Here is a 23,292-nt window from a genome sequence, read left to right on the forward strand (position 1 = left end):
GGCGGAGGATCCTGACACGCGCGGAGCGCGTTGGACGTCAGCCGAAGATGTGCTCCACGATGCTCGAGGTGTAACCGGTCGGCGCGAGGTTCGTGTAGCGCGTGTCGATGAGCACATCGCGAACGACGAGGAGGAGGAACGCGGCGGCAGCGCCGGCGAGTCGGGGCTTCATGTCCACACCGTACTGCTCGTCGGCGGCGCGACGGGAGAGGAACGCGATGCAGCCCGTCGGTGCACGGCGCCACGATAGTGTCGGCGGGTGAGCAATCAGACTTCTTCCGCCGGTTCCGTTGTCGTGATCGGCGATGCCTTGATCGATGAGATCCGCGACGATTCCGGCGTCCGCGAGCTCGTGGGCGGTGCGGCACTCAACGTCGCCGTCGGACTGCGGCGGCTGGGAGTCGAGACGACGCTGATCGCCATGGTCGGGGAGGACGAGGCAGGCGCGCACATCCGCGAGTACCTGTCCGACCACGGTGTGCGCCTGATAGGGAGTGAGGCCCCCCTCGGCTCGTCCCGCGCGATCGTGCAGCGGGCGGCCGACGGCGAACCGCAGTACGTCTTCAACGAGGCCGCCCAGAGACGCAGCATCCGATACTCCGACGACGCTCGTCAGGCGATCGCCGACGCCGGGCTCGTCGCGATCAGCTGCTTCCCCTTCGATGAGCCGGCGGAGGTCGACGCACTGCGCGATGCCCTGGGAGACGCACGCGTCGCGATCGATCCCAACCCGCGCGCCGGGATGCTCAGCGACCGGGAGGAGTTCGTCCGCGGATTCGAACAGCTCGTGGCTTCGGCTGCCATCGTCAAGGTCGGTGCGGATGATGCGGCGATCCTCTACGACGGTGACCTCGACGCGCTGCGTGCGCGCCTGCGGGACCTCGGTGCTGCGGCTGTCCTCGCGACCGCGGGTGCCGACGGCGCCACGATCGACGCGGATGCCGGCATCGTCTCCGCCCCCATCGCGCAGCTTCCCGGCGCGGTGATCGACACCGTCGGCGCGGGGGATGCGACTCTCGCCGCCGTCGCAGAGGGCCTGGTCACAGCGTCTCCGTCCGACCTGGGGGAGTGGCGCGCACTGCTGCTGCGCGCGATGGATGTCGCCGCCGCGACCTGTCGCGCAGAGGGCGGACTCCTGCGGACGCCCGAGTCGCTGGAGGCGTCCGGTCGCGGCGTGAGCGGCAGCTGACGGTCCGATTTCTTGCACCCGCCTCCGACAGGTATGCTTGTCTCTCGTGCCCCCGGTTGGCTGTCGAAGTCGGACGGGTGCGCTCTGGCGAGTTACCCAAGCGGCCAAAGGGATCTGACTGTAAATCAGACTGCTCTGCATTCGGGGGTTCGAATCCCTCACTCGCCACCATCACCTCCGCGGAAGACTGCGGAAATCCGAGGGCCCACGCGATCACCGCGGGGGCCTTCTCTCATCCCCGCCTCCCGGATGTCGCCACCATGAATATGGTGGTCACATGCTCCAGACGATCCGCGCCCGCGTCGACCTCGGAGAGCGACCATGAGCGCCCCCGCCGGGTGGTACACCGATGACCAGGGTGCGACGCGATGGTGGGACGGATCCCGATGGGATGGCGAGGCGCCGACCCCCGTGACGTCGGGAGAGTCCCCGTCGGTCCCGGAGGGAACGAGCGCGAACACCGTATGGGTGTGGCTGATCGTGCTCCTCCCGGTGCTCAGCGCGATCGCCGCCATCGGATACCTGGTGCAGATGCAGCAGGGGATGTTCGACATGCTCGCCGTCGTCCCGCTGGACGGCTCGTCGTCTCTCGACGTGGAGAGATTCATCGCCGCGGAGATCAACGCCTTCCTCACGCCGTGGTACCTGGTCCTGACGCTGTCGGGCTGGACGATCTACGGGCTCTCCGTCTGGTTCGCCGCCCTCGATGCCCGCGAGCTCGCCGGCCGAGGGTTCTCCCGACCTTTCCCCTGGGCGTGGACCTTCTTGTCCTCTCTCGTCTACGTGATCGGTCGTCATGTCGTGGTCCGTCGACGGGGAGGACGGGGGTCGACACCGCTGATCGTGATGATCGCCATCCAGGTCGTCTTTCTTCTCGCGGCGTCCGTCTGGGCATCGGTGTTCGCGGCTCAGCTGTTCGAGACGGTCTTCTCGATGGTCACGATGCGGCGGATGTGACGTGGCCCCGCGAGTGCGAACGGTTCATAGACTGGACTGATGCGACCGCTCACCGAAGCCGAAGTCCGGGCCTCGTTCGTCAATGCGGATGCCGACGAACTGCGCCTCATGGAGATGCCGCACGACTTCCTCCTCGTCGACTGGGACTATCTCGACTTCTTCGCCTGGCAGGATCCCGGCGCGAGTCGCCGTGGCTATGTGCTGATCCCGCACGACGAGGAGATCGTCGGTATCGTGCTGCGCGCGACGGATCCCGGACGTGCGCGTTCGGGCATGTGCAACATCTGTCACACGATGCAGCCCGGCAATCAGGTCGCGCTCCTCTCCGCACGTCGGGCGGGGGAGGCGGGGAAGCGCGGCGACTCGTTCGGCACCTACATGTGCGCCGACCTCTCCTGCCACGAGAACGTGCGTCTCGCCCACCCGCTCGCACCGAACGAGGTCAGGACTCCGGGGCAGGTCGACTTCCGCCTCGACGGCACGCGTCGCCGAATGGAGAGCTTCGTCTCGCAGGTCTGGGAGCGGGTCTGATCGCGGTTACGCTGGTCCCACACGTCCTGCGCTCGAAGGAGAAGCCATGAGTGATGCCATCCTGTTCGCCGTCGAAGAGGGAATGGCACGGCTGACGCTGAACCGCCCCGCTCGCCTCAACGCCTTCAACGCCGACCTCGCACACGCCTGGAAGGACGCGACGGCCGAGGCGACGTCGAGATCCGATGTGAAGGCGATCCTGATCGATGCCGTCGGCCCCGCTTTCTGCGCCGGGGGCGATGTGATCGACATGGCGACGACGATGGGGGCTTCCGGCGCAGAGATCACCGCTCTCGCCGAGGTCATCAACACCGGCATCCGCTCGTTGACGGAATCGGCGGTGCCTGTCGTCGCCGCTGCCCACGGCACCACGGCCGGCGGTGGTCTGGGGATTCTGCTGTGCAGCGACTATGCCGTGGTCGGCTCGCGATCGAAGCTCGGCAGCCTCTACGCGAACATCGGTCTGACTCCGGATCTGTCAGTCTCCGCTCAGCTCGCCCGTGCCGTCGGTCAGCGCCGTGCCCTGCAGCTCGTGCTGCAGGATCGACTGCTGTCGTCGGTGGAGGCTGTGGAGTGGGGTCTCGTCGCCGAGGCCGTCGAAGGTGCGGACGCCGTCTCCGAGGCGGAACTGGTGCGTGCTCGCGGCGAGGTGATCGCGCGATTCTGGTTGGCGGGCGCTGCAGACGCCTACGGCCAGGCGAAGCGGCTGGTGCGATCGCAGCCGGAGCGCACGTTCGTCGAGCAGCTGAGTGAAGAGGCGCGTTCGATCGGAGCAGCCCTGGAGACGCCGGATGCGCAGGCCAGAGTCGCAGCCTTCGCCGCAGCATCGGCGAAGAAGGCCGGCTGACCTCTCCTCCACAGAGGCAGAGATCGAGAAAGGTCTTTGGCGACGAGGGCGGCGCCCGTGGCATCTGCGGGCGCGCGTGGCAGGATGAAGGCATCGCCGCACGACGAGAGGATCGCCATGTCCCAGCCGGACATCACCACGCATCAGACGCAGGGTGAGAAGAAGAACATGTCGCTGCTCATCAGGGGTTCCCTGTGGATCGCCATCGGGGCCCTGATCGCCGCGGCGCTCGTGTGCGTCATCTGGGTGCTCATCGGCGATCAAGATGGTCTGATCGGCCGGGCGTTCCTCACGATCCTGCTGCTCGCAGCGTTCGCCGGCATCGCGATCCTCGAAGCCGGTCTCGCGCCGAACCGTCCCGACTGGCTCCAGTTGGCGAGCATGGTGAGCTGGATCGTCGCGCTCCTCGTCGGAGCCGTGAAGATCTGGCTGCCGGAAGACGGCTTCTACTTCGGTGCCGAGCGCTTCTTCCAGCTGCTCCTCGTGATCGGCATCCTTCAGCTCGCCCTGCTGCACGTGCGCCTGTTCACTCCCGCGGCGCAGCGATACGTCACAACATTCACGCGGGTCATCTACATCGTCACGATCACGTTCCTCGCTGGCCTCGTCGGCATGCTCGTGTTCTTCCTGGCCTTCCCGAACACGTTCCACTACGGCGAGCTCTACTGGCGCATCGTGGTCGCGCTGACGATCCTGGTGGCCGTCGGCACGACGCTGATCCCACTGCTGAACGCGCTCTTCGCTCCCAAGAAGAAGACGCCCGCCGATCGCGCTGTGGCATCGCCGCCGTCCTGGCCCACCTACGCAGACGGCATCACCCCGCTCCCGGCGCTTCCCGACGCATCGCCCGACTGGAACGCCTACTACACGGGGCACCCGACCGTCGTGCCGCCGCAGCAGGCGCTCGCCGCAGCACCGGTCTCGAGTTTTCCGGTCGCGCCCCAGCCCACATCGCCACAGCCCACATCGCCACAGCCCACATCGCCACAGCCCGCTGCTCCGCAGTTCACGCAACCGGTCGCCTCGCCGCAGGTGGCTCCGGGAGAGCATCCGGTGCCACCGGCGCCGGCCGCGCAGCCGACGGCTCCTCCGCAGGAGACCTTGCCGGCCTTCCCGCCGCCTCCCCCCGCCCCGCAGCGGCCTGCCCAGTGACACTCGAACTCGAGCTCCTCGAGCTCGCGAGCGAGATCGCGGAAGAAGCCGGACGGCTCGCGCGCACGCGTCGACAGGAGGGGGTGCGTCTGGCGGCCACCAAGTCGTCGCTGGCCGATATCGTCACCGAAGCCGATCGAGAGGTCGAGGCGCTCATCCGCGAACGCCTTCGGGCTGCGAGGGCCGACGACGGTTTCCTGGGGGAGGAGACCGGTGCCGAGGTCGGCAGCAGCGGGATTACGTGGGTCGTCGATCCGATCGACGGCACCGTCAACTATGCATACGGCATCCCGGCGTACAACGTGAGCATCGCCGCCGTCCGCGGCGATCCCGATCCGGAGACCTGGGAAGCACTCGCCGGTGCGGTCAACGCCCCCGCGCTCGGCGAGATGTTCACGGCCGCCCGCGGCCAGGGCGCATGGTCGAACGGCGACCGTCTCGAGGTGACCGGAGAGACCCCGGCCGGAGCGCTGCTCGCCACGGGGTTCGGCTACGACCCGACCACGCACGAGGGTGACATCGCCACCGTGGGGCGGGTGATGCCGATGGCCCGGGATCTGAGACGCATGGGAGCCGCAGCACTCGACCTCGCCTTCGTCGCGGCGGGGCGACTGGACGGATACTTCGAGCGGGGGCTTCGTCCGTGGGACTTCGCCGCCGGTGCCCTCCTCGTCGAAGAAGCGGGTGGTGTGGTGTCGCGCATCGACATCGACTCCCCACGTCCGATGCTGCTCGCGGGCGGGGTGGAAGTGCACTCGCGACTGCGCGCCATCCTCGACCAGAAACATTGAACGATTCATGGCATTCCCAGACTGATCAAGATATGGTTTATGCGATCGTTACTTTCGCCACCCGAAGGTGAAAGTCAAAGTTTGCGCCCCCCGAGCTTGACGCACGACCGAGAGAACCGCTTTGCCCTTCGAGACTTCCCAGGCTGCCTCTGCGCCCACGCGCCGGTCCAGCCGACTCCGCACTGCGGCCTCTGAGGCCCCCGCGGCGGGACCGACGGCACCCATCTCTGCCGCCGAATCCGCCGCCGCGCCCACTGCCGCCGCCCCCACTGCCGCGGTCGACGCCACAGCCGTCGCCCTGGCTGCTGTCGCCCCGCTTTCCCGGCGTGCCGCCCGCCAGCGCCCCACGGCCGACGATGTCGCCGCCGAGCCGCTGGTCGAGCCCTTCATCGCTCCGAACCCGGAGCCGATCATCGCCGATGTTCCCGATGTGCCCGGCGACGACGCCGACGCGTTCGAGCGTGCGTCCCGCGCGTTCCGTGCGACCGGTCCCGTTCCCACCGTCTCCGCAGCCGACCGTGCGCGGGCGCAGTCGGCGCGCGCCTCCGACGACGAGCCCGTCGCCTCCGTGCATGTGGCCGCCCGTCGTCCCCGCAACATCCGCAAGGCTGTGACTCTCAGCGCGACTGTCGGGGTGATGAGCCTCGCCGGTCTCCTCGCGGTGTCCATGACGCTCCCCGCCGAGGCGGTCGCCGGCGTGCAGGGTGCTTCGGCGGCATCGATGTCGCTGGTGTCGTCCTCCGCCGAAGAAGCGAAGGACACGGCCGAGGGTGAGATCCAGGCGTTCGTCGCGCCATCCGGTGTCGAGAGCGAGGCGCTCACCCGCGCCGATGACTTCAGCACGGTCTCGCTCGCCGAGGTCGCCGCGGAGCAGGGCATCAACTATTCGGGCGAGATCTTCACGAACGACCCCGACGCCGCGATCCAGTGGCCGTTCCTCGTCGGCGTGGGCATGAGCTACGGCTACGGCATGCGCAGCGGCCGCCTCCATGAGGGCATCGACTTCGTGCCGGGCAACGGCGCGCCGATCCAGGCCATCGCCGACGGCACGGTCCGCATCGCGACCGAACAGGGCGGTGCCTTCGGTGTCACGGTCTACATCGACCACGTCATCGATGGCCAGGTCATCACGAGCCACTACTCGCACATGCAGTACGGGTCTCTGAACGTCAAGGCCGGCGACACGGTGACGGTCGGCACTGTCGTCGGCAAGACCGGAAACACGGGCCGTTCCTACGGCGCCCACCTGCACTTCGAGCTCATCGTCAACGGATCGACCATCGACCCGATGCCGTGGCTCAAGGAGAACGCGGGTCGAACGTCGTACTGACCGGCTCGATTTCATGAGGACGCCACAGTGATGGTATTCTCGTACGGTTGCCCCGCGAGGGGCAGCACGCCCCGATAGCTCAGTGGCAGAGCACTTCCATGGTAAGGAAGGGGTCGTCAGTTCAATCCTGACTCGGGGCTCGCAAGCATTCTTCTCACGCGGACGGATGCCTCGCGGCAGGGTAGCTCAGCTGGTTAGAGCGCACGACTCATAATCGTGAGGTCGCGGGTTCAAGCCCCGCTCCTGCTACAGATCAAGACCCTCGGATTTCCGGGGGTTTTGTCGTATCCGGGGCGATGGCTGGCGCAGCGCAGGGGAGGGCTGTGCCGGTTTTGTGCCGGTAGCAGTCGCGATGAGGGGTGCAACCCCGTCCGAATCTAGGGATGCAGCTCGTTCCGCCCACCGAGAGAAAACCCTCATCATCGGCGTTACCGATTGAATATCACACAACGCCGATAGGCTACGAGTGCCCAGCGAGGAAGCTGGTAGGAGCGGGGTCGATATGTCGTCAGCAGTACAACAGCTACTACCCGAACACAACAGCTCATGCGAGCGAGCGCGGTTATCCGCCTGCAACTGCTTCTGTCACGGCGCTGGTCATCAACTTGACCTCATCAAGCGGGCAGTGACTTGCACCTCCACTGGTGAAAACAACATCGGCCAGCTCCTCGCTGATCTTGAAGGTGTGTACGGCGGGTTTCATTCCAGTCTGCGTGACGGAGTCCCTGAAGCTCGACGAAAAGTTCCAGAAGATCTTGCACAGCTCGACCTCAATCGCGGTCGCGGCGCAACATGGGTAGAGACGCTGATTCTCGATGAGGCACTTCACGCTGCGTTTGTCGGTGTGGCTCGGGCTAGCGTCTCGCTAAGCAACTCTGAGCGGGAGAGTCGGAAGGCGTTCGTGATTCGGCTATACGAAGGCGCACTCCCTATCGTGGGTGGAGATGTGGAAACACACAATATCTGCGATGGACATCTCTGGTGCAGCGTGCTTGCAGAAGCGAACGACCCCCGTGCGCAGACTGCTACGCCGAGCGGGAACCAAGCCCCTCCTCATGGTCGAATCGCGTACCCTCGTAGCCGTCAAGCGCGTATTCCACTGCGATTGGCCGCGGTGAGATCACGCGGTCTGGCCCATGTTAGGTCAGCGGTCGGTTCGAGTACACCGGTTCCGGGTGCGAGTGAGATCGTTCACCTGCTGGGCACAGCCACTTGCCCCGACCTTTGGCATCACCCCGCTGCCGTGCGTCATTCATTGCTCTCCTTCGTTGCGGCATCTACCTGGGCGCCCGCGGGCACAACGACCCTCGCATCTCGGTCTCAACTTGGCGTTCTTGAAGAACGGTGGGAGAAGCGTGGAAACTGGTGAACTTGGCTCGGAGAGGCGCAGGGGACGGCTGCTCCGCTAGTAGTAGGTGAGGAAGCTGCGCAGACGGACGAATCTACGGGCTGTCAGCGGCGTGGACGTCGGGGCAGTCCGCGAGACAGCATCCGCAGATCGGGTGTTCGTGCGTCCCCATGTCGGCCTCGTTCGGGCACTCGCAGTCCGGGCATGCGCAGCGAGTGCCCAGCGCTGGATGTCCGAGTTTGGCGCGCTCGGCATCAGTGAGGTCGGCGCTGACCACCACGAGGTGCGTCTCGCCGTCGAGCGTGACGTAGGTAGCTTCTTGATTTGGCATAACGGATCAGGATACGCGATGTCGTCGCGGTGCAGAGGGAGAAAGCTGTTTTTGCCGATAGCTCCCGATAGTTCGCTTCATTTATCGGCAACTATATGGACCGTCAGTCCTCGTACGGCGGCGAAGTCGTCAGGCCCAGGCTCCTCGATACGCGATCGGAAGCTCATCGTTTAGGGACTTGAGTATCTCGCGGAACGGCGGCAGCGAGACACTATCGCTCCAGAACTCGGTTGCTCCCGCCCACTGCGCGATCCAGAGAGGCGGCTCTGCGCGGGCTGCATCGACCCGGACGAGACATTCGCTTTCGAGCAGCCGCGCAAGGGTCCGGTTCTTCACTCGGACCGTGTCAAGGACGATGCCGCCAGCTTGCGCCAGTGCTTGGGGGCGGCTTGTCGATGCTTTCGAGATGCCGACCTTGTACAGTCCCGGCTCCTCAAAATGTATGAGGTAGACGACGCACTCCTGGTTATCCTCGACCTCGAAGTCCAACATGTCCCACGCATGCCGAAGGTACATCTTGATCTGTCGCGATTGATCTTCCGAGGAAGGCTTCGTGAGTTGACCCGTCCGGCGAAAGGCAACGGACAGATCGTCGTATCGAGGATCGGGGCGACGCCACGCCGCGAGCCAACTCCTTGCCTGGAGCCTTGTGGGATGTCCCGACCACCAACCTTCTCCGGGCGTGCGTGCGGCGTCGGGGAGGGCGCACCCGAGGATGGCTTCGATCTCGACGAAGCTCAGCAAGACCTCCTCCGCTTCCTCGTGGGTACGCAGGTAGTCGTACAGCGGCGCGTATGGCCCCATCTGCACCTCGTGGTGATCTCGCAGCGCCATCACTCTGTTCCCATCAGTTTGTCGAGCGCGCCGTTCGCGCGGACCGCTGCATCAGATCTTGCCCGGCTGTATCGCTCCGTGACCTGCATCGAGGAATGCCCGAGGATCGCCTGGACGTCGTTCGCAGCAGCGCCAGCATCGAAGAGCAGGGTCGCGAGTGTGTGGCGAAGGTCATGGATGCGCAGATCAGGGCGATCGAGTCGATTCCTCAGCTCGTCCCAGTCGACGGCCCGGCGAACATTCGATGTGTTGAGCCGGCCGCCGTTCGGGCCTGTGAACACCAGCTCGTTCCGTCCGAGACTTGCAACCCTGCGAACGATGATCGAGCGCAGAGCGGAGGGCAGCGGCACAGTACGTTCCTTGTGACTCTTTGGCGATTGTTCGCGCACTCTGCCACCGCCAGCAGGCGAGAAGCTACGCCGGACATGGATAACACCGTGCGCCAGATCGACGTCGCCCACCCTCAACGCGCTTGCCTCGCCGGCACGCATGCCCGTGTACACCAAGGCCGCCAGATAGTCGCGGTGAGGCCCCTCATCGACAGAGTCGAGCATCGTTGCAACCTCGGACAGCGTCAGTGCCCGTGAACGAAAGCTGGACGGGCGTTCGCCTCGTGGACGCCTCGCCAACCGCACCGGATTCACTCCGATGATCTCTGCACGCGCAGCGCCCTCGAGTAGCCGACTGAGCACAGCCAGGGCGTCATTGCGGGTGGACGCCGATCCGCTCCATCCCGTTATCGCGTCGTCCACATCACTCACCCCGATGGACTCGATCTTTCGATGGCCAAGCCACGGCTGCACTCGGAGTCGCCACCCACGTTCGTACGCCGCGGTCGTCGCGGGGCGTAGTCCTTCTGTAAGCGACGGCCAATGCCGAACCTGCCAAGCATTCAGCGTCATCCCGTCGGCGCGCACCTGCGAACGCATCTCGCTACGGATCTTCTTCGCTTCGCCGAGCGTGTCCACGAGGTAGCTCCGCTCTCGGTCTTCTCCGTTGAGGCCGGTAGCCCACACGCGGACCTGATACTTGTTGCGGTCCGCACGATAGCGAATGCCCTCGGGCAGCGGCTTGCGGGTCTTGGGATCGATCCGCGCGCTACTGGAGGCCACGAGTGCCACCCGCGTCGAGGAAGGTTTCGATTGTTGACAGCCTCCACAGCATGTGCTTGCCCATGTGCGCGTCAGGAAACGGGACCCGTGCCTGTCGTCGCAACGAATCGAACGTCGAGAGAGGCACGCGGCAGCGGGCAGCCACCTCCCGGCGAGTCAGGTACTTGTCCTCGACGGCCTCTGACTCAGCAGTGTTTTCGACCAGCTCAAGTTGTTTACGCATCACTCTTTCCTCTCTGAGATTCGAACCGCACCCGTCGTGCGTCTCGCCATTCACGTGCGGCGCGGGCGGCTTCGATCGCGAGAGCCCGGTCACCCTCATTCCGCCAGCCCATTCCCGCAAAGCTCCATGAGCCCACTACCAGCACCTCGTCGACGTCGTAGCCTTCCTCTTTGGCTCGTTCCACGGTGCGTGCCAAGCGCCAAGCGCGACGGGCTCCTCGGAGCGAGCCAAGTGTCACCGAGTACCGGCGCGACTTCGAGGAGAAGTGTCCACGGAAGCCCAGCATGTGCGACCACTTCCTGAGCAGCGCGTAGGGGCCCTCCGGACCGTTCTCCTCGGCAATCAGCTCAGCGGTGGCCTTGATCACTTTCACGTGCGGGCGGTCACGGCTCCCGCTACTGAGATCCTCCGTCGCCTTGGTGGCGTACTTTGCGATGTATGCCGCTACGGCTCGGTCAGAGAGCGTGCCGTCGAGCCCCTCACGACGAACGATCGGTTGAACATCGATCTGCGCACCCCACCGGAGAACCCGAGCGGATGCCTCTCCACGCACCGCCGGAGTCTCATACACGACTCGACGCGACGACTTCCGAACCGCAGCGATGAGACATGCTTCGGTCACTTGGTCCGGGGCAGGCGGGAACTGTTCTGTCGGGCTAACGCCGTCGAGCCGAATGATCGCGTGAAAGTGCACCGCTCCGCGTCGCTGAAACTCCGCCACTTTGGCGAACTGGACCCGTACGATCTCCGCAGCGGCTCTCTGAGTCATCCCGAGCTCGTAAGCCAGCTGCCGCCGGAGCTGAATGGTGAACCGCCTCCACAGCTCGGGTGCAAAGTACTGCCACACGACGTGGCCAACGTAGTCATAGCATTCCTCGCACAGCGGCTCGCCGAGGAGTCCGTCGTCGTCATCGTGATTGCAGAAGCACCCGCGCGGCTTGCCATGAACGCAGGTGCCACGTCTCCGCGAACCAGCCAGAGAGTGGACGGCACCGAAAGACGGAGCGGTGAGTGTGACGAACGCCATCGGGTGTTCGCCTACCCCTTCGGGAACCCCTTTCATCCCACCCGCAGCGCCAGCCATGATCATGTGCCACGTATCGCCCTTGTACTCGTGGCTGCAGGATTCGCAGCGACGGGCGCGACGGTTTCCGCATCTCGTGTATGAGATGCGGTCAGGTTGCGTCTCCGCCACGAACTCACGGATCACCTCACCGGTCTGCGGATTCATCGTGGCCGACGAGCCGGTGAGTCGAACCGGGTTGGAGCAGAATCCAACGCGTGCCGCGCCCGCCATCCATTGATCGAACTCGGAGCTTCGCAACCGCGCGGCTACGGCCTCAGCGATACTCAACGTCGACCTCCGTGGGCACAACGCACGAGAGTGGAGTGCGCGTCAGCGGGTCGATAGACAGCGGGCGACAGACTCTGTTATCGAGCCCATCGGATTGCTGCTGGTCCTGCCAGGCGATGATCTGCGCATCAGAGCACGCAGGATTCGCGATGCGTACGTCGACCGAATCCTCATCGGCAACGGCCGGAACCTCACCCTGCGGGAACCACAGATTGCAGGGGGAGGGCTGCCTGTCTGGTGTATCCGATGAAGCGGTCGTGGATGCCGTTCCGAGTGTGTAACCGGCAGCGGCACCTAGACCGAGCAGGAGCGCTGCTCCCATAATCGACGCGCCGAGAACGGCGACTGTTCTCTTGTTCATGATTCTTCTCCTGATCTGTTCGTTGCATTCGACCGTGATGCTCGCGGACGCCGTGCCCCTGGAGCAGCTACCTGCTCGACGACCTCGACAGGGCGTGGACGCGGGGTGGCAAACGTCTCAGCTGCTTCCCTGATCTGCGCGTCAGTCGCGAAGGCTGCCCGCACACGCACCGGAGGCCCTGTTTCGGGAAGCACGTACGCGACTCCAGGCGTAGACGGCGAGATCTCGTGACACATCGCACCCGCTGCAACTGCCCCGTCGCCAAGAACCATGGCCGTCTCGGTGCGGTCACGGAGCCTGAGCCCTACGGTCTGTGTGAACAGGCCCCGCGCCGGGAGCGTCTCCTTGCGGGGATCCTGCAAGCACGCGAAGACGATGAATCCCACCGCCCGTCCTTGGGATGCGAGCGTCGCGATTGCGGCATTCGCGCGGCGGAGCATGTCTCGATCGGTTTCGTACGATGTCAACGCTGCAAGCTCATCGATCAGCACGATCACGGTCGGGCTGTCGACCGAGGCGACGTGCTGCCTGGTCACCCCTGCAAGCTGGCGCGCTCGTATCTGCATCTGCGCGACAGCGTCTTCCAAGAGCGCTACGGAATGCGCTGCATCGTCTGCGAACCGCGTGAGCAGACGGCGGCCCATCGCAAGCTCCATGCCACCCTTGCGGTCGATGCCCCAAACTTCGATGAGGCCGGAGTGGATGGGCTGCGCCAGTCCCAGTAGAAGGCCCCACACGAGCGAGGCTTTACCGCTGCCGGATGACCCCGCGACCAACGTGTGTGGGCCGAGCGGGAGCCGCCAATCGTGACCACCTTCCGACACGCCCATCAGAACTGATCTGCCGTCCCAGTTGCTGCCGAGCTGAAGCGCGAACGAACGTGCCAGCACGTCGACGTAGTCGATCCGCAACGCGAGCGCCCCGATCTGCTGGCCTTCTACGGCAACTCGAACGGCGTTGAAGGCCTCAGCGATGCGCCCTGTCGCCGCGACAAGATCCTCCCGCGCCAGTCCCGGAGGCATCGCAACGGGAAGGAGGCACGTCCATCCATCCCATTGCGGCTGCCCCGCGCCGGACACGAGGGGATTCCCCGCGATGTCCTTGACCTCTAGCCGGAGGTTGCGGGCCAGGGCAGGCCATGACGCCAAGATCCGTGCGCCCATCTGCTCTTGCCACCGCCGGTGCAACACGGTGTCCAGATCACGCGCTGCAAGAAGGCGGCGCAACACGACCACTGCGAACGCGCCCACCACCAGCCAGTTGACGAGCTGGCCGACGAATGGCACCGCGCTGAAGAGCCCGAGGACTATGAGCATTGGGACTAGCCACCATCCGCGACGCCACAGGCGCGGCAACTCACCAGCCCAGTACGCGCGTTCGATCCGCCATGACCAGTCCATCAGTCGTTGCTCCTCGGCTTGCCTGCGGGCTTCATTTCGCGAGCGCGGAGTGAGAACGCAACGCGCGGACGCCCACCGTTCTCCTTGACATACGGAGTGACTGAAAGACCGTCGAAAAAGACCGGGCGGAAGGGGAGCCCGTTGGCCTCCGGCGGTGCCGCAGGTTCCGCGATGCTCGCGATCTTGACTGTGACCTCGTTCTGTCCCTTGCGGGCCTCAGGGTCTGCGTCGATCACGCGCACCTGCCAGAGCGGGTGCCCGGTGTTCTTGTCCAGATCCTGTCCCTGCCGTTCTCCGTCATCGGACCACTTCGCGACGGGCTCGACCTCGCCGACCATGAACGCTCCACGAGGGAAGTACGCCTCGAAGCTGACCGGGATTCCTGACTGCAGTGCCATTGCTCATTCCTTTCAGTTGGTGATGCTTTATCTCTGTACGGAAGACTGCACGTCAGTACGGGTTTTAGTCAATGTTCGGTTTTTGTCTTTTTCTAGTCATGTACTCCTTACGGCAACGGGCCTATCTCGGATAGGCTGTCGAGCATGGAGGTTGTGCGATGAGTGAACTGTCCGCGCTACCCGTGTGGGGCGTCGTGCCGCTACCGGTCGCCGCCGTTCTTCAGCGACTGAAAACCAAGGCGGCAGATGCTGTCAACGCCATGGACGCGGCGCAGGTCACTAGCGGCACGCCGCAGAACCACGACGAAGCGTTCTTGAAGATGTCCGCAGCGGCTGAGGCGGCGGATCGGGCGACTCGCGACTACCGGAGTGTGTTCAATGCCTACGCTCACAGGTTCCACAAGCCGAAGCCGCCCATTGGCGAACTTGCCGCTATGCAGGGCACCATCACTCAGTCGTTCGCTTCTCGCTACACGGCGAAGACGGTCGGCGCGATCGAGGCTCTTCTTTCACCGGCCCCGGACCTTGATGCCATCCGGCTTGGCATCCGCGCGCTTGGGTTCAACGACCTTCGGGGCATCTCGCCCGAGCTGGACCGTCAACTTGCTCTGGCGGAAGCCGACGCCAAGTTTGTCCCGTGGAAGCCGGTGCCAGACGCATTCGGGCGCTACTCCGTAGTTGGCAGTGCGGCTGATCAGTCTCTCGGTGATCTCAGCTTCGACCTGACACGCAAGGTCTCGTCTCCCGAGGCGGTAGCGGAGCTGTGAGAACTTTCTTTACTCGTTCAAGGCCGACCTAGCGGCCGGCTGCGCCACCTGCGGTGCGTCCGGTCCTCGCTCCGCTGCGGTCCGGGCGCTCCTCGGGGGCGCGCACCGCGAGAGAAGCGGCCATCGAGTGTGACGACCGCGACTTCATCCTGCGGCCACGCCGGGGACAGAGCGTCTAGCACGCCTTCGGGGCGCTGTCAGTCGCGGGTGGTAGTGTTGGGCTGAGTTGACGAGCTAGCCGGAGGGGAGGGCCAAGTGACATCTGTATTTGACGTAGCCGCTGAGCTCCTTGAGCGCGGCGGCGGCACGATGGAAACCGTCAAACTGCAGAAGCTCTGCTTCTATGCTTTCGGCTGGTATGCGCGTCTGACCGCCGAACCGCTCTTCGGCGAGAAGTTTTATGCGATGCAGTACGGTCCGGTCGTCGGCGAGTTGCTCAGCGCGCATGCCAAGCTCAAGCGGATCGATCAGACCGCGATCAGCGTTCAACGGGATGTTCGCGGAGACGATTCCGCAGAACTGGACAGCTACAAGTCGGCGGTTATCGACGCCGTGTGGCTGGCATACGGTCGTGAATCTTCGTGGGATCTAGTTGAGCGCACGCACGACGAGCAAGTTTGGATCGACGCGTGGGAATCGCGACACGAAGGTGCTCTTCGAGGCGACTTGTATCAGTCGGCCCTTATTGAATACTTCCTTGATCGTCCCCTCGAGGCTGGCGAGAAAGTTATGCTCCCCCCTGCAATGGTCTCTCGTGCACCATTTGCCGAACTCTCCACAATTGAGAAAGACGCGAAGGTGCACGCGTCGTTCGTTGATTCTGTCCGCACGTTCACTTTCGCAAGGTGAGTGCACAGTTCGCACCCTTCCTCGCCGGGAAGGGCCTAAGCCTTCGTCGCCTTGACGATGAGCACTACACCGACTTCTTCGATTGTGGGCACGACGAAGCGATGTCGTCATGGTTCTGCAACACCGCGCGAAACTGGCAGGCCGAAGACATGTGCGCGGTGTGGGTATTGTCACCCGCTGACAACGAAAGCGATCCTCTTGGATTCTTCACGTTGTCCGCCCACCAGATCATCCCGGGAAACATCGCGCGCAACGACAAGGCGACTGATCCCGAAAATCGGCGCTGGGCGAACAACCTGCGACAGCCATACCCAGCACAGCTTCTTGGCAAATTCGCGCTCGACCGAAGCCAACACGGAAAAGGCCTTGGGAAGATGTTGATGCTGAGCGTGTATGCGAAACATCTGGAAGCCGCCGATGCCGCAGGAGCAAAGTACTTGGTCCTCGACGCCAGGGAAGATCGCTTGGTCCGTTACTACACCGATGAATACGGCTTTGTCCGTTCTGGGTTTGCCGGTGAGGTAGCTCAGATGTACCGACCCACTGCGATCATCCGGGAAGAGCTGCGCCTTACCTGCGAGTAGGAAGTTCTCAGGCAGTTCGCGACGAAGTGAGTACACCACTCGTGTTGGCTCTGTTCAGCGCTTCGAGCTGTGCGCGCGCACACGAACGAAAGTGGCGATCCATTGCAGCGTCCGCGCCGCCAGTTCGCCACCGCCGCTGGTACCCAACCGGTGCCCCAAGTCAAGTTGTCACCAGAACCTGCATCAGTCCCAGGATCCGCCAACATCGCTGACCCTTAACGCCTAGAACAAGCTGCGGGTGCTCGAGCCGCTTGTGCCGGTTCTGTGCCGGGACCTCCACTGAAAGCACCCTCAACCAGCCGCGACCAACCACGACGACTTCCCTGGAATCACGCGGCAAACGGCGATCAACGAGCACCCGTTGTCCCACGGAATCTAACTCATAATCGTGAGGTCGCGGGTTCAAGCCCCGCTCCTGCTACAGAACGAAACCCCGGTTCGCCGGGGTTTTTCTGGTTCCCGGGGTGCGACCCGAGCCTCAGTGCGACGGTTGCAGGCCTCCGATGGGTGAGTCCATATCGCCGTTGACGTACATGTACCTGTCGACGATGTCGGCCGAGCGACCGACGCTCAGCCAGGTGTCGACGCCGTCGCACACGTTCGTCGTCTGGGGGACGAGCGCTTCCAGGTCGATCCTGCCGGAGGACTCCTGCGTCCATCGGCCGCTCAAGTCGTTGCATCCGTCGTTGCCGTCAACCGTGCCGTCGGCGGAGAACCGCAGGTACGGGGTGCCGCCGACGCTCGCCTCCCAGTCTCCGACGGGGTCGGGGAGCGGCGGTGGCGTCTCGACCGGAATCTCGCCGCTCGCGATCCTGTCGTTCCGCTCGTGCATCGGGGCCAGGCCGACCTGGAACAGGATGCTGGTCACGATCGCCGACAGCAGGACGAGGACGACGCCGAGCAACGGGCCCCAGTACGCGGGCTTCCTCGTGCGTCGGGACACCACGGCGACGACCACCGCCGCGAGGACCGAGGCCCCGATCGCCCACGGATAAGCGGCGCGGGCGCCGAAGGCGAGATCCAGATCGCAGTCGCCTTCGCAGCCGACAGCGCTGAACGACTCGAGGATCTGCGCAAAGTACGTCACGAGGAGGATCAGAGGGATGAGGATCCACAGGCTGACCGCGAGTCCGCGCCGATCCGACCGTTCCTGGTCCGCTGTTCCGACCGAGGAGTTCGCCGCGCGCATGCCGTTGAATGTAACAGCCTCGCTGCTGGGTATCGCGATTCGGCGCTCCTTGCGGCGGGAACGCTCCGCCGAGGTCGCCCATCTCCACGATGCAGGCCAGTATCTTTTGGATACCAGGAGCGCTTGCGGGTAACTAGAGTGCTTCGGATAGCGTGACGCGCATGACAACCACGAACACTCCGAACTCCGCCTCCTCGTCGCATCCTCTCCCCGAGCGCATGCCCGCGATCGGCGCCCGCGGTCGACGTCCCGTGACCGATCCCACGTCCCTCAGCGACATCTCGCTTCCCGTGCCGAACCCCGTCGGTCGAGATCTCCTCGTCGAGGTGCAGGGCGTGTCGGTCAATCCCGTCGACGTGAAGGTGCGCGCCGGCGCTCCCACGTCGGGTGCGCCGCGGATCCTCGGATATGACGCGGCGGGAGTCGTGGTCGCCGTCGGTGACGAGATCACGCGTTTCGCGGTGGGGGATCGCGTCTACTACGCCGGGCAGATCGACCGCCCCGGCACCGACGCCCGATACCACCTCGTGAACGAGAACATCGTGGGTCATGCGCCGCACACGCTCTCGGTGGCCGAGACGGCCGCTCTGCCCCTCACCGTCATCACCGCCTGGGAGAGCCTGTTCGACCGCCTCGCCCTCACCCGCGAGAGCGAGGGCGTGCTCCTGGTGATCGGCGCCGCAGGGGGCGTCGGATCGTTGATCATCCAGCTCGCGAAGGCGCTCACCCGTCTCGAGGTCGTCGCGGTGGCCTCTCGGCCTGAGACGGCGGAGTGGGTGCGGAAGATGGGCGCGGATCACGTCGTCGGCCGTGACTTCACCACCGAGGTGTCGGCCCTCGCTCCGACCGGTGTCGACTACGTGTTCACGTCGTTCACGCCCGGCAACGTCCGCGCGATCGCCGACGTCATCCGTCCACGAGGACAGGTGGTCTCCATCGACGAGACAGGGGGCAGCATCGACGCGCTCAAGACGAAGAGCGTCACCTGGCACTGGGAGCTCATGTTCACCCGGCCGGTCACCGACCCCGCCGATCACTACCAGCATGACCTGTTGGAGAGCGTCGCCGCCCTCGTCGACGACGGCACCCTCCGCACCACGGTCACGACCCACCTCACCCCGCTGAACGCCGAGACCATGCGTCGGGCGCACGAGATCGTCGAATCGTCCCGCACCATCGGGAAGGTCGTCGTGACCGACTGGCCGGAGGCAGACCTACTGCAGTGAGGCCGACCCGAGCGCGGGGGTGCGCTCGTCCACTCCGCGGATCACGACCCAGACGATCGCGACACCGACGATCCCCACCAGCAGGTAGAGGAGGTTGGCGATCACGGAGACCCCGCTCGGCGTGCCCACCCCCGCGGCGAAGACCGAGAAGTCCCACACGCCGTGCAGCACCATCGCCCAGATGAGCGATCCGGTCACCCGGCGCAGGATGTAGAGCGCCGTCCCCATGAGGAAGGCGGTGCCCACCTGGCTGACGGTGCCGGCGAACGGTGCGCCGAGAAGCACGTTGACGAAGTGCATCACCGCGAAGAGGGCCGAGGAGAGGAGCCACACCCAGACCTCGGCGAACCGGGATCGCAGAGCCGTGAGCAGCAGTCCGCGGTGCACGATCTCTTCCGTGAAGCCGACCAGGAGGAGCACGAGCGAAGCGCCGAGGAACGCACCGCTGTACGCGCTCCAATCGGTACCGGCGAGATTCAGCACGGCGGCCACGGCGACCAGGATCGGTACGAAGATCGGCCAGGTGTGACGGCTGCGCTGCGCCTCGTGGATCGCCGGGCCCCACCAGCCGAGCAGGCTCGTGGTGATCGCGAGGAGAATCGTCGCGACGATGAGGGAGAGCCCGGCGCCGAAGAAGAGGTTGCCGGCGCTGTCGCCCCATGTGTCGTAGGGGATCCCCGTGGACTTCTGGATCGCGAACACCACGACGATGTAGCCGACCCAGATGACCAGGCCGATCCATACCCGCGGCTGCACGCGGAGCGACGGCGCCGTCATGCGGGGCGCGTCTCGGAGAAGGACGGCTGGGCGTCGCCGACGCGACCGCGGATGAAGAAGATCAGCACGAACCCGGTGATGATCACCGCGATGTTGCCGAAGGCGGCGAAGGCCGTGAGCGCACCGTCCGCGGGATACGCGGACTGCAGGAAGATGCTCGGGTCCGTGCTCGCGTGCAGCAGGATCGGTGCGATCAGCGTGCCGGTGACGCGAAGGGCCAGATACATCAGGATGCCGAAGGCGAAGGTGTACAGGACCTGGATCGCGGTGGTCAGCAGAGGCTGTCCCGAGAGCAGGTTGCCCGCGTGGAGGAGGGAGAACAGCGTGGCCGAGATCACCGCGACGACGATCTCGCGGTAGCCGGCCTTGCGCATCAGGGTCACGACCAGGCCGCGGGTGAGGACCTCCTCCGTCAGCCCGATCAGGAGTCCGGTGAGCAGCCACGTGAGGACGACGTCGACGCCGACAGCTCCATAGTCGATCGTGGCGAACCGGAGGATGTTGAAGAGCAGGACGACGACGATCGCGATCCACATCCAGCCACGGCCGCGGATCGGCTGCCGCGCGAAGAGCTCGCGCCACCATCCGACCGACAGGGTGAAGAGCGCCAGGATCACCGCTCCGATGATCTCGGGCAGCAGGTAGAACACCGCGACACCGGCTGTGCCCGCCGGGTCCTGGACCTGCTCGGCGAGAGGGGTGAAGACCAGTGACAACAGCTGGAACAGGGCGAAGTAGACGGCGGTGAGCAAGAGGGCTCGCCACCAGCCGCCTTTCTCCCAGAAGGTCTTCCAGAAGGATGCGGCGGGTGCGGGTGACGACACGGGGACTCCAGGCGAGGTGGGGGACGGCCTACTGGTCGTCAGTCTGGCGCAGACCGACATATCGCGTCCACCTGATCATCACGGCGTGTCAGCGTGGTGCAGACCTTCTGCCGTGCGCGCCGCGGGCCGGGGGAAGGTGCGGGATCGGGATGGGGCGCGTCGCTCGGGAGGTGTCCTGGAACCGCCGCACGGCCTCGAGGACGTCTTCGGCGGAGGAGTAACGCAGGGCGAGCGGGAGGTCGCGGCGCCACAGCACCTCGACCTCGGTGGGGGCATCCTCGAAGATCGTGCAGACGACTCTGCGGTGGTCGTTCTCCGGGTACTGCAGATCGTGGATCGCCCAGTCGCTCGCGCTGACCTCGACCAGCGTGAATCTCCGGTCTGGATCGTGCTCCATCATTCTCCTCGCTGCCCCCACGATGAACACTGCTCGATCGGGACGCGAAAGGGGAGCCCCTTGACAGAGAGCCGCCCCTGCCCCAGGCGGGCAAGGGCGGCTCGCTCAGCGCGCGACGGGCCTGGAGCCGGGGTCCGTCGGCCCGGCATCGGTCGTGGCGTCGGCGACGGCCGCATCCGACCGTCCGCCCCCGCGCTGCTCGGCCTCCAGCCGCTCCGCCTCGTCACCGCTGATGGCCTCGCCGCGTGCGACCAGTCCGGCCTGATCCGACAGCGGGATCTGCTTGAGGAACAGCGAGAGCAGGAGCGCGAGCACGATGAATGGGACGAGATACCAGAACACCGGCGCCAGGGCGTCCGCATAGGCGGTGACGATGCCCTCTCGGACCTCGTCGGGCAGGGAGCTGAGCGTGGACGGATCGATCGTCGACGCGGCCTCGGAGGCCGCCTCGGGTGAGGCGCCGGCTCCCGCGAAGACGCCGAGCAGGTTCTCGGTGAGCCGCGTGGTGAAGATCGTGCCGAACACCGCCGTGCCGAGGGAGGCGCCCACCTCGCGGAAGTAGTTGTTCGTGCTGGTCGCGGTGCCGATCTCGCCGGCCGGGACCGCGTTCTGCACGACCAGCACGACGACCTGCATGATGAGGCCGAGACCGGCGCCGAACACGAACAGGAACACGCAGATCAGCCAGATCGGGGTCGACGCCGACAGCGTGGTCATCGAGACCATGGCGATGCCGGTGATGATCGTGCCCAGGATCGGATAGATCTTGTATCGGCCGGTCTTCGAGATCGCGATGCCCGAGAAGATCGAGGTCCCCATCAGGCCGACCATCATCGGGATCATCAGCAGACCGGATTCCGCGGCAGAGGTGCCGGAGGACATCTGCAGGAAGGTCGGCACGAATCCGATCGCCGCGAACATGCCGATTCCGAGGACGAGTCCGATCGCGGTGGCGTTCACGAAGATCGGGTTGCGGAACAGGCTCAGCGGGATGATCGGGTCCTGCACTCGCGACTCCGTGATCACGAAGGCGGTCGCTGCGACGACGAGTCCGGCGCCCCAGGCCCAGGTGGCGAGCGAATCCCAACCGAACTCCTTGTCTCCGCCGAAGTCGGTGAAGAAGATGAGGCACGTCGTGGCGATGGAGAGGAAGATCACCCCGAAGATGTCGATCGGCTTCTCGGCCTTCTTGCTCGGCAGCTTGAGCGCGACCAGGGCGATGATGAAGGCGGCGATGCCGACCGGGATGTTGATGTAGAACGCCCACTGCCAGGTGAGGTGGTCGACGAAGTAGCCACCGAGCAGTGGACCGGCGACAGCCGAGAGGCCGAAGACGGCACCGAGCGGTCCCATGTACTTGCCACGCTCATTGGCGGGGACGATGTCGGCGATGATCGCCTGCGACAGGATCATCAGACCACCACCGCCGAGACCCTGCAGTGCACGGAACACGACGAACATCCAGAAGTCGGTGGCGAACGCGCAGCCGACCGAGGCGAGGGTGAACAGCGCGATCGCGACCAGGAAGAGATTGCGCCGACCCAGCACGTCGCCGAACTTGCCGTAGATGGGCATCACGATGGTGGTCGCGAGCAGGTAGGCGGTGGTGATCCACACCTGGTGGTCGACGCCGCCGAGCTGCCCGACGATCGTCGGCATGGCGGTGGAGACGATGGTCTGGTCAAGGCTGGAGAGCAGCATGCCCGCGATGAGGGCGCTGAAGATGATCCAGATGCGGCGCTTCGTGAGCAGGAAGGGCGCATCCTTCGTGGCGGTGACGGACATTCAGTGGGCTTTCTGTGACGGCGCGTACAGCGATCGGGCGAGGTCGAGGCGTCGGGTGATGAGGTCGGCGAACGACTCGATGGACTGGTGATGCAGGAGCTGGTCCATGCTCATGCGCACGAGCGCGCCGACGGTGTGCACGACCACCTCGGCGCGCAACTCCGCGTCGGCCGTGTCGTCGGTCTGATCGGAGCCTTCGGCGTCGACAGTGCGGCGCAGGATCAGGCCCACATCGCGTCGTTCGTTCTTCGCGATCTGCTCGAATGCGGCCTTGAGCAGACGCGGCTCCTGCTCGATCACGGCGAACATCGCCGGGGCGTCTTCCACGGGATTGAAGAGCTCGAAGCGGCTGATCGTCAGCTGGATGAAGTCGTCGATGAGGTCGCCGCGGCGGGCGGCGAACTCCTCCTCGAGCGCCTCCTGGCGGGAATCGATCGTCGCGAACCCGAAGACCGCGTTCTCCTTGCTCTCGAAGTAGTTGAAGAACGTGCGACGGGAGACCCCGACCTCGGCGCACAGCTCCTCGATCGTGAAACCGGCGAAGCCCCTCTCCGTCGTCAGTCGCCGCGCGGCATCGGTGAGGGCGCGGGAGGTGTCCCGCTTGCGTTGCTCCCGCAGTGAATCTGCACTCTCGCTCATGGAGTGCAATATTGCACTCTCAACCTTGGAGTGCACTGAGAGTGGTGCGTTGAGCCTTCACGAGAATCTTTTCGACCGATCTGTGACATCTGCCCTC

The 23,292-nt window shown here is 65.1% G+C and carries 25 protein-coding genes and 3 tRNA genes; 14 read left to right on the top strand and 14 right to left on the bottom strand.

The genetic code is table 11. The features are described from left to right. Positions 1–37 precede the first annotated feature (37 nt). Positions 38–172, bottom strand: a complete 135-nt coding sequence (locus L687_RS43235; RefSeq protein WP_268741822.1) for a hypothetical protein — start codon at positions 170–172, stop codon at positions 38–40. Between the two features lie 87 nt (positions 173–259). Between L687_RS43235 and L687_RS27480 the strand changes: the two genes are divergently transcribed. The 10 genes from L687_RS27480 to L687_RS27515 all read left to right on the top strand — a co-directional run bounded on the left by L687_RS27480 (position 260) and on the right by L687_RS27515 (position 7,046). Further along, complete coding sequence (locus tag L687_RS27480; protein WP_021199013.1) at positions 260–1,189, top strand: PfkB family carbohydrate kinase; 930 nt, start codon at positions 260–262, stop codon at positions 1,187–1,189. Positions 1,190–1,275: 86 nt separating this feature from the next. Beyond that, positions 1,276–1,360: transfer RNA gene (locus L687_RS27485), tRNA-Tyr, on the top strand. A 150-nt stretch (positions 1,361–1,510) separates the two neighbouring features. Beyond that, positions 1,511–2,146: a DUF2510 domain-containing protein gene (locus L687_RS41790; protein WP_021199014.1), complete on the top strand. Its 636-nt coding sequence runs from the start codon at positions 1,511–1,513 to the stop codon at positions 2,144–2,146. 39 nt (positions 2,147–2,185) lie between these two features. Further along, positions 2,186–2,677: an FBP domain-containing protein gene (locus L687_RS27490; RefSeq protein WP_021199015.1), complete on the top strand. Its 492-nt coding sequence runs from the start codon at positions 2,186–2,188 to the stop codon at positions 2,675–2,677. Positions 2,678–2,723: 46 nt separating this feature from the next. Further along, complete coding sequence (locus tag L687_RS27495; RefSeq protein ID WP_021199016.1) at positions 2,724–3,524, top strand: enoyl-CoA hydratase/isomerase family protein; 801 nt, start codon at positions 2,724–2,726, stop codon at positions 3,522–3,524. A gap of 117 nt (positions 3,525–3,641) precedes the next feature. Next, entirely contained in the window at positions 3,642–4,676 is a 1,035-nt protein-coding gene (locus L687_RS0121215; protein WP_052514684.1) for a hypothetical protein, read from the top strand. Further along, positions 4,673–5,467: an inositol monophosphatase family protein gene (locus L687_RS27500; protein ID WP_021199017.1), complete on the top strand. Its 795-nt coding sequence runs from the start codon at positions 4,673–4,675 to the stop codon at positions 5,465–5,467. Before L687_RS0121215 ends, L687_RS27500 begins: the two co-directional genes overlap by 4 nt. A gap of 121 nt (positions 5,468–5,588) precedes the next feature. Further along, on the top strand, positions 5,589–6,797 hold the full coding sequence (locus L687_RS27505) for a M23 family metallopeptidase (protein ID WP_021199018.1): 1,209 nt from the start codon (positions 5,589–5,591) through the stop codon (positions 6,795–6,797). Between the two features lie 68 nt (positions 6,798–6,865). Next, a tRNA-Thr gene (locus tag L687_RS27510) sits at positions 6,866–6,937 on the top strand. 35 nt (positions 6,938–6,972) lie between these two features. After that, positions 6,973–7,046 (top strand) — tRNA-Met (locus tag L687_RS27515). 313 nt (positions 7,047–7,359) lie between these two features. On the opposite strand, the gene L687_RS27520 is transcribed toward L687_RS27515, so the two are convergent. From L687_RS27520 to L687_RS27535, 7 genes are all read right to left on the bottom strand, one after another. Then, positions 7,360–7,626, bottom strand: coding sequence for a hypothetical protein (locus L687_RS27520; RefSeq protein WP_021199019.1), 267 nt, complete (start codon positions 7,624–7,626; stop codon positions 7,360–7,362). A 979-nt stretch (positions 7,627–8,605) separates the two neighbouring features. Continuing rightward, positions 8,606–9,310, bottom strand: coding sequence for a DUF7662 domain-containing protein (locus L687_RS41795; protein WP_021199020.1), 705 nt, complete (start codon positions 9,308–9,310; stop codon positions 8,606–8,608). Continuing rightward, positions 9,310–10,422: a tyrosine-type recombinase/integrase gene (locus tag L687_RS42115; protein ID WP_084487267.1), complete on the bottom strand. Its 1,113-nt coding sequence runs from the start codon at positions 10,420–10,422 to the stop codon at positions 9,310–9,312. Before L687_RS42115 ends, L687_RS41795 begins: the two co-directional genes overlap by 1 nt. A 215-nt stretch (positions 10,423–10,637) precedes the next feature. Beyond that, the gene (locus L687_RS0121225; protein ID WP_323131856.1) at positions 10,638–11,942 is read right to left on the bottom strand and encodes a replication initiator; all 1,305 of its coding nucleotides are present in this window, start codon (positions 11,940–11,942) and stop codon (positions 10,638–10,640) included. Positions 11,943–11,985: 43 nt separating this feature from the next. Beyond that, positions 11,986–12,360, bottom strand: a complete 375-nt coding sequence (locus tag L687_RS42745) for a hypothetical protein (protein WP_021199024.1) — start codon at positions 12,358–12,360, stop codon at positions 11,986–11,988. Further along, positions 12,357–13,760 carry an FtsK/SpoIIIE domain-containing protein gene (locus L687_RS41810; RefSeq protein ID WP_021199025.1) on the bottom strand — a complete coding sequence of 468 codons (1,404 nt, stop codon included), beginning with the start codon at positions 13,758–13,760 and terminating at the stop codon, positions 12,357–12,359. The genes L687_RS42745 and L687_RS41810 overlap by 4 nt, the downstream gene beginning before the upstream one ends. Then, positions 13,760–14,158: a hypothetical protein gene (locus L687_RS27535; RefSeq protein WP_021199026.1), complete on the bottom strand. Its 399-nt coding sequence runs from the start codon at positions 14,156–14,158 to the stop codon at positions 13,760–13,762. The genes L687_RS41810 and L687_RS27535 overlap by 1 nt, the downstream gene beginning before the upstream one ends. Before the next feature lie 158 nt (positions 14,159–14,316). Between L687_RS27535 and L687_RS27540 the strand changes: the two genes are divergently transcribed. From L687_RS27540 to L687_RS27550, 3 genes are all read left to right on the top strand, one after another. Continuing rightward, positions 14,317–14,925, top strand: a complete 609-nt coding sequence (locus L687_RS27540; protein WP_021199027.1) for a hypothetical protein — start codon at positions 14,317–14,319, stop codon at positions 14,923–14,925. Between the two features lie 255 nt (positions 14,926–15,180). Further along, positions 15,181–15,774: a Panacea domain-containing protein gene (locus tag L687_RS27545; RefSeq protein WP_021199028.1), complete on the top strand. Its 594-nt coding sequence runs from the start codon at positions 15,181–15,183 to the stop codon at positions 15,772–15,774. Beyond that, complete coding sequence (locus L687_RS27550) at positions 15,771–16,358, top strand: N-acetyltransferase (protein WP_021199029.1); 588 nt, start codon at positions 15,771–15,773, stop codon at positions 16,356–16,358. Before L687_RS27545 ends, L687_RS27550 begins: the two co-directional genes overlap by 4 nt. 478 nt (positions 16,359–16,836) lie before the next feature. Here the strand turns inward: L687_RS27550 and L687_RS41815 are convergent, their stop codons facing one another. Next, positions 16,837–17,547, bottom strand: a complete 711-nt coding sequence (locus L687_RS41815) for an META domain-containing protein (RefSeq protein ID WP_021199030.1) — start codon at positions 17,545–17,547, stop codon at positions 16,837–16,839. A gap of 161 nt (positions 17,548–17,708) precedes the next feature. Here L687_RS41815 and L687_RS27560 point away from each other — a divergent pair, with 161 nt between their 5' ends. After that, a complete protein-coding gene (locus L687_RS27560; RefSeq protein WP_046398890.1) occupies positions 17,709–18,773 on the top strand; it encodes a zinc-binding alcohol dehydrogenase family protein in 1,065 nt (354 codons plus the stop codon). On the opposite strand, the gene L687_RS27565 is transcribed toward L687_RS27560, so the two are convergent. The 5 genes from L687_RS27565 to L687_RS27585 all read right to left on the bottom strand — a co-directional run bounded on the left by L687_RS27565 (position 18,762) and on the right by L687_RS27585 (position 23,195). After that, a complete protein-coding gene (locus L687_RS27565; protein WP_021199032.1) occupies positions 18,762–19,550 on the bottom strand; it encodes a CPBP family intramembrane glutamic endopeptidase in 789 nt (262 codons plus the stop codon). The two genes, L687_RS27560 and L687_RS27565, sit on opposite strands and share 12 nt — an antisense overlap. Continuing rightward, positions 19,547–20,374, bottom strand: coding sequence for a CPBP family intramembrane glutamic endopeptidase (locus L687_RS27570; protein ID WP_021199033.1), 828 nt, complete (start codon positions 20,372–20,374; stop codon positions 19,547–19,549). The genes L687_RS27565 and L687_RS27570 overlap by 4 nt, the downstream gene beginning before the upstream one ends. Before the next feature lie 88 nt (positions 20,375–20,462). Further along, complete coding sequence (locus L687_RS27575; protein WP_235045219.1) at positions 20,463–20,774, bottom strand: hypothetical protein; 312 nt, start codon at positions 20,772–20,774, stop codon at positions 20,463–20,465. A 102-nt stretch (positions 20,775–20,876) separates the two neighbouring features. Further along, the gene (locus L687_RS27580; RefSeq protein ID WP_021199035.1) at positions 20,877–22,556 is read right to left on the bottom strand and encodes an MDR family MFS transporter; all 1,680 of its coding nucleotides are present in this window, start codon (positions 22,554–22,556) and stop codon (positions 20,877–20,879) included. Continuing rightward, complete coding sequence (locus L687_RS27585) at positions 22,557–23,195, bottom strand: TetR/AcrR family transcriptional regulator (RefSeq protein WP_021199036.1); 639 nt, start codon at positions 23,193–23,195, stop codon at positions 22,557–22,559. It lies immediately after the preceding gene. Positions 23,196–23,292 lie beyond the last annotated feature (97 nt).

Origin of the sequence: Microbacterium maritypicum MF109 (assembly GCF_000455825.1) — a bacterium.
GTDB classification, from domain to species: Bacteria; Actinomycetota; Actinomycetes; order Actinomycetales; family Microbacteriaceae; genus Microbacterium; species Microbacterium maritypicum_A.

What these genes read in the sequence shown, in the direction of transcription:
- L687_RS41790 (WP_021199014.1), top strand. Translation starts at nt 1,511, where the DNA reads ATGAGCGCCCCCGCCGGGTGGTACACCGATGACCAGGGTGCGACGCGA.
- L687_RS27490 (WP_021199015.1), top strand. Translation starts at nt 2,186, where the DNA reads ATGCGACCGCTCACCGAAGCCGAAGTCCGGGCCTCGTTCGTCAATGCG.
- L687_RS41810 (WP_021199025.1), bottom strand. Translation starts at nt 13,760, where the DNA reads ATGGACTGGTCATGGCGGATCGAACGCGCGTACTGGGCTGGTGAGTTG.
- L687_RS0121225 (WP_323131856.1), bottom strand. Translation starts at nt 11,942, where the DNA reads ATGGCGGGCGCGGCACGCGTTGGATTCTGCTCCAACCCGGTTCGACTC.
- L687_RS27575 (WP_235045219.1), bottom strand. Translation starts at nt 20,774, where the DNA reads ATGATGGAGCACGATCCAGACCGGAGATTCACGCTGGTCGAGGTCAGC.
- L687_RS27565 (WP_021199032.1), bottom strand. Translation starts at nt 19,550, where the DNA reads ATGACGGCGCCGTCGCTCCGCGTGCAGCCGCGGGTATGGATCGGCCTG.
- L687_RS43235 (WP_268741822.1), bottom strand. Translation starts at nt 172, where the DNA reads ATGAAGCCCCGACTCGCCGGCGCTGCCGCCGCGTTCCTCCTCCTCGTC.
- L687_RS41815 (WP_021199030.1), bottom strand. Translation starts at nt 17,547, where the DNA reads ATGCGCGCGGCGAACTCCTCGGTCGGAACAGCGGACCAGGAACGGTCG.
- L687_RS41795 (WP_021199020.1), bottom strand. Translation starts at nt 9,310, where the DNA reads ATGGCGCTGCGAGATCACCACGAGGTGCAGATGGGGCCATACGCGCCG.
- L687_RS27560 (WP_046398890.1), top strand. Translation starts at nt 17,709, where the DNA reads ATGACAACCACGAACACTCCGAACTCCGCCTCCTCGTCGCATCCTCTC.
- L687_RS0121215 (WP_052514684.1), top strand. Translation starts at nt 3,642, where the DNA reads ATGTCCCAGCCGGACATCACCACGCATCAGACGCAGGGTGAGAAGAAG.
- L687_RS42745 (WP_021199024.1), bottom strand. Translation starts at nt 12,360, where the DNA reads ATGAACAAGAGAACAGTCGCCGTTCTCGGCGCGTCGATTATGGGAGCA.
- L687_RS27585 (WP_021199036.1), bottom strand. Translation starts at nt 23,195, where the DNA reads ATGAGCGAGAGTGCAGATTCACTGCGGGAGCAACGCAAGCGGGACACC.
- L687_RS27495 (WP_021199016.1), top strand. Translation starts at nt 2,724, where the DNA reads ATGAGTGATGCCATCCTGTTCGCCGTCGAAGAGGGAATGGCACGGCTG.
- L687_RS27580 (WP_021199035.1), bottom strand. Translation starts at nt 22,556, where the DNA reads ATGTCCGTCACCGCCACGAAGGATGCGCCCTTCCTGCTCACGAAGCGC.
- L687_RS27540 (WP_021199027.1), top strand. Translation starts at nt 14,317, where the DNA reads ATGAGTGAACTGTCCGCGCTACCCGTGTGGGGCGTCGTGCCGCTACCG.
- L687_RS27535 (WP_021199026.1), bottom strand. Translation starts at nt 14,158, where the DNA reads ATGGCACTGCAGTCAGGAATCCCGGTCAGCTTCGAGGCGTACTTCCCT.